This is a genomic window from Rhodospirillaceae bacterium (genome assembly GCA_016712715.1).
In the GTDB taxonomy this organism is placed as follows: Bacteria; Pseudomonadota; Alphaproteobacteria; order Dongiales; family Dongiaceae; genus Dongia.
This window is the reverse complement of record JADJQM010000007.1, coordinates 1-4,321: the sequence shown is the minus strand read 5'-3', so window position 1 is coordinate 4,321 and position 4,321 is coordinate 1. Positions and strand designations below refer to the sequence as shown.

Here is a 4,321-nt window from a genome sequence, read left to right as displayed (position 1 = left end):
CGGTGCCTTCGCCATCCACATCCGCCGCATGAAGACGTATCTATGCCAACCGGCGGGAAGCGCTGATTGCCGCGTTGAGACCGGAGGATGGACGCCTTTACGTCATCGATCCGCTTCCCCGGCGGGCCTGATGCTGCTGTTGCCTGCCTTCGGTGCGGTCGACGAGGATGTCGTGACAAGGCTTGCCGCCGCGGTATCGAAGCCCAATCGCTTTCCAGCGCCACTATGCGGGGCGCAAGCGAGGCCAAGGCCTGCTGCTGAGCTTTGCCGGATTTACCGAAGACGAACTCCGAAAGTCACGCACAGATTGATCGAGGTGATGAATGACGCCTGAAGTGAAGCGCGGCGCAATGGAGTGGGTGGACCTCAGGCACGCCGAGTGGTCGCATGGAACAGCCATATCACAGCACTCGCCGAGACAGCGTGGCGCGAGTACCGCTCAAGCGCGTGGTATGTCGCGAAACCTGAAGGCCGAGGCTTCACGGTGGAGAAGGATCGGGCGGCATGCCGACGGCCTTTGCCGCCACATGGTCAGATGGTCCTGGCCCCACCATCGCCAGCGCTACGCCGGTATGATGCAGTTCCCGGAAATTGCCAGGTGGCGGACACCTACCGCGCCGCGAAAGGGCCTTTCGCGCTTTGCGGGCGACCCACGCCGATCCGCATTCGGCACTCGGCATGGGTTCGCTCGTCGGTGCGCTTGCCGCAAAGGCCGCGATGCAACGGCATGGCATCACCGGAACCATCCGCTTCATGGGCGAACCTGCCGAAAAGGTGAGGGGATCAAAGCCATCCATGCGGCGAAGGGATATGACGGCCTCGATGCCATCATCTCGTTTCATCCTTCTACATGCTGCTATTGCAACACCGCGCTGGGATACCCATTGCGGACCGTACTACGCCGCGATCTACGAGTTCCCTCTGCGAAGAGCCGCAGACATGGCTTCAGGACGCGGTAACCGATGCTGCAGGAACCCCATTCCGGCAGCACACACCATGGCCCGGGCGCCGGGTGCCAATGACGCGGTGGTCGCCATGTTCACCCTGTCGAGATGATGCGCGACCAGTGCTCCGCATGCCGGAACCTGGACATTGAACGAGACCATCCTCGCCAGCGGACGGGCGACGGCGGACAATCTTGCGGCCCAGATGGCGATGATCATGTTCGCCGCCCGTGCGCCGGACGTTGCGATGCTGAAGAAGATTTATGCGGTGCTCGACCGCAATGCCGGAGCTGCTGCCGCCGCCGCCCACTGCGGTGAAAGCGCCATTGGTTTCGAAATCGAAGCCGGGCCTCGCCAATCACGCCATGGCCGAGACCCACCTATCGCAACCTCGAACAGGCTGGTGCGCCGCAGTATGGTGCGGAGGCCATCGCCAGGGCCCAGGCGCTGCAGCAGGAACTCGGCCTCGAACCGATGGCGTCGCCATTTGCCGATGAAGTTGAGCCAGCTCATTCCGCCGCCGGAGTCGAACGCCGGGTGCGCCAGCGGATCCGCATGGCAGACGCACTACACTCCGACGACTACCGACCGGCATGGCATGGTTTGCCCCGACGGTGCGCTTCTATATCGGTAGTGCCGTGCTGAAAACCCGCCGGGCTACGCCTATCCCGAATGGGCCTGAACGCGCTGGGTGCGCATTTCCGGCCTGCATCGACCCACCATATCGGCAGCGGCCAGGACCATTGCCGGAACGATCCTCGATCTGATGACGGACCATCAGGCCCTGGCCAGGGCGAAAGCCGAGTTCGAGGCGGCGCGCCAGGGCCACGGACCCCGCGCCGTGGTGCGACTACGATCCGCCGATCGACTTCCTGGCGGGTATGTGGAAACACCGCGCGGTAGCGAATGGTGGATCCCGGCGACGGCAGCTGACAGGGCGATGGAACGTTCGGACCCCAGCGGTACAACTCGCGTAGCAGTTTCTCCTTGATGGCGCGGTATAGTCATCAGGCGCGCCGGTTCGATGAAGGCCGAGGCGCCGATGATCACGCGCTCTCGTAATAGCTGGCGAGATCGGGGCATCCGCCATGATCGGCAGGCCATTGATGGTGATCTGCCCTGCCCGGCGGCTTGCCGCGCCGCCTCCCAGATCGGCGGTGGAATTGTCCGGCCCGTCGCCCGGATGTCGATGACTTTCCGGAAGCCGTCGAAGTCGTTGGTCTCGATGAGCCTGCGGCTGTCGTCGATGCCGCTGGCGATCGATGTGGCGCTGGCCCGCATCCATCGGCGGATCAGACCGATGCGGAAGCCGAAGGCCTTGGGTCGCGCGCATCGGCGGTAATGGGTGAAAGACGGCACGATGCGGGTCTCGCCTGGTGCTCCCCCACTGCACGACGGCGATGGCGGCGCCCCAGTGGCCTCAGGTTATCCACGGCCTCGACGCTCCCGGATCGCGGAAGGCCAGCGCCAGCCCGTCAAGCTGTAGCTGGAACTCGGCGCGGTCGACGCTGGCGGAGAACTGTCCAGCGCCAGCACAGGTTCGATGGCGACCGGTTGCTGTCCCTGCGCCAGTGCCGGTCCCGCCGCCAGCAGGCCGACAAGTGCTGCGGCCCATCTCACGGCAGGCCCTGCCGAGTTCCGCCATTGTCCGGCATCGCGAGCTTGGCGAAAGTTCCCGTTTCAGCTTGCGGCGGAAGGCTTTGGCAAAATCCGCAAAGTGGCGGTAAACTCGACGAAGGCGTGGGGCCGGAGATCACGTTCTGCGCATACTCCACCGGGCCCGGATCCGGGTCGCCGATGGCGAGGCCATTGATGGTGATGCCACGCGCCAGCGCCAGGGCCCCGGCGGTGACCGGATTGTGCCCGGCGTTGTTGCGGCCATCGCCTGCCACGTCGATCTTCTTTTCAAGCCCGTCGAAGCCGTTGCTCTCGATCTCGTTGACGGCGAAGATGATGGCGTTGCCGATGGCTGTCAGATAGCCGAAGTTGCCGCGCGGCATCGCCCCTGAGGCCGGTGGCGAAGGCTGCGATGTCCTGCTCTGTCGAAAGCACCCGCCGCTGGCAGGGAACGCCGGAAACGGCAAAGCCGCCCCATTGCGTGACCAGAACGGCGACTCCCTCTTGGTGATTGAGGATGGGACTCACCACTTCCGGATCGACGAAGGCCAGCGCCATGCCTTCCTGCCGGTACTCGATGTCATTGACGCAGTCGAGACATCGATGGCCAGCACCAATTCGAGCGAAACCCGCTCCGCCTGAGCCGAGGACGGCAGAATGACCGCGAGCAGCGTGATGCGCGACGCGATGCCGCGTGTCCATAACCATCACCGCCCATATCAGACGACAGAAAGGTGCCCATGCGCAAGATCACGCGAAATCGCCGCCGCCATTGCTCTCACCCTGGGCGCCATCATAGCATCGGCTGGCGGGGTCTTGGCCAGTGACGTTATGGTCATGAACGCCTTTGCCCGGGCTTCAGCCCGCGCCAGTGAAGTCAGGCGCCGCCTATCACCCTGATGAACCATGGCGCGGAAGCCGACCGGCTGCTTTCGCTGTCATCCTCTGCGGCGCGAATGGCCGAGCTGCATGTCACCAAGATGGACGGCGACGTGATGAAGATGGAGGCCGCAGGCATCATCGACCTGCCGCCGAACACCACCGTCGAGATGAAGCCCGGTGGCCTGCATGTGATGCTGGTTGGCCTCACCGCGCCGCTTGAGGGAGGAGTGAAAGCGTCGACCTCGTCCTTCATTTCGAAGGCGGGCGATGTGACGGTCAGTGTCCCGGTCGGCGCGGCTGCCGCCGGTAGCCACGATCACGGACTGATCATCCAGCGGTTGCGGCGGCTCGCGCAAAGTGCCAGTGCTTCATCCTCCGACCTGATGCGCCCGTAGAGCAGCGCCGCATGAGCACGGCGAACAGAACAGCGTACCACCACAGGCCGAAGGCGGCGGGCAGCAGGAAGATCTCGACGGCAGCCACGACGAAGTAGTTCGATTGCCGGAAGTAGCTGTAGGGTCCGCCCTCTGCCGGGGTCTCACCCGCACCAGGATGATGCGGGTTGTCCACCGGCTGCCCAGTGCGGCGATGATCCATCCGCGCGCCGCCTCCAGCACGAGATAGGCGAATATCCATGGCCAGCTCACTCAGCCTGAAGGCAGATACCACAAGCCCGCCAGCCAGACGGCATGCAGCCCGATAAACGGGTGATAGTAGCCGGAGGAAATCTCCGAAGCCGCCACGGTCGATCAACGCTTGGCCGTATTGCGATGGGCGATGTGAATCTCGACAAGCCGCTTCAGCGCTGTGAGCGAGAGAGGATGATGATGTTTGTCCACATGCGGCCACTCTAGCGCATCGGGCGAACAAGTGGAATC

General features: G+C 64.0%; 6 protein-coding genes. 3 read left to right on the top strand and 3 right to left on the bottom strand.

Features of this window, described 5'->3' with window-relative positions; translation table 11 throughout:
• Positions 1–678: 678 nt before the first annotated feature.
• Positions 679–1,056, top strand: a complete 378-nt coding sequence (locus tag IPK59_23080) for a hypothetical protein (GenBank protein ID MBK8161505.1) — start codon at positions 679–681, stop codon at positions 1,054–1,056.
• 36 nt (positions 1,057–1,092) lie between these two features.
• A complete protein-coding gene (locus tag IPK59_23075; protein MBK8161504.1) occupies positions 1,093–1,578 on the top strand; it encodes a hypothetical protein in 486 nt (161 codons plus the stop codon).
• A 143-nt stretch (positions 1,579–1,721) separates the two neighbouring features.
• On the opposite strand, the gene IPK59_23070 is transcribed toward IPK59_23075, so the two are convergent.
• The 3 genes from IPK59_23070 to IPK59_23060 all read right to left on the bottom strand — a co-directional run bounded on the left by IPK59_23070 (position 1,722) and on the right by IPK59_23060 (position 3,263).
• The gene (locus IPK59_23070) at positions 1,722–2,303 is read right to left on the bottom strand and encodes a DUF1194 domain-containing protein (GenBank protein MBK8161503.1); all 582 of its coding nucleotides are present in this window, start codon (positions 2,301–2,303) and stop codon (positions 1,722–1,724) included.
• 257 nt (positions 2,304–2,560) lie between these two features.
• A complete protein-coding gene (locus IPK59_23065; protein MBK8161502.1) occupies positions 2,561–2,944 on the bottom strand; it encodes a DUF1194 domain-containing protein in 384 nt (127 codons plus the stop codon).
• On the bottom strand, positions 2,850–3,263 hold the full coding sequence (locus tag IPK59_23060) for a DUF1194 domain-containing protein (GenBank protein MBK8161501.1): 414 nt from the start codon (positions 3,261–3,263) through the stop codon (positions 2,850–2,852). The genes IPK59_23065 and IPK59_23060 overlap by 95 nt, the downstream gene beginning before the upstream one ends.
• Positions 3,264–3,460: 197 nt before the next feature.
• Between IPK59_23060 and IPK59_23055 the strand changes: the two genes are divergently transcribed.
• The gene (locus IPK59_23055) at positions 3,461–3,838 is read left to right on the top strand and encodes a copper chaperone PCu(A)C (GenBank protein ID MBK8161500.1); all 378 of its coding nucleotides are present in this window, start codon (positions 3,461–3,463) and stop codon (positions 3,836–3,838) included.
• Positions 3,839–4,321: the final 483 nt, after the last annotated feature.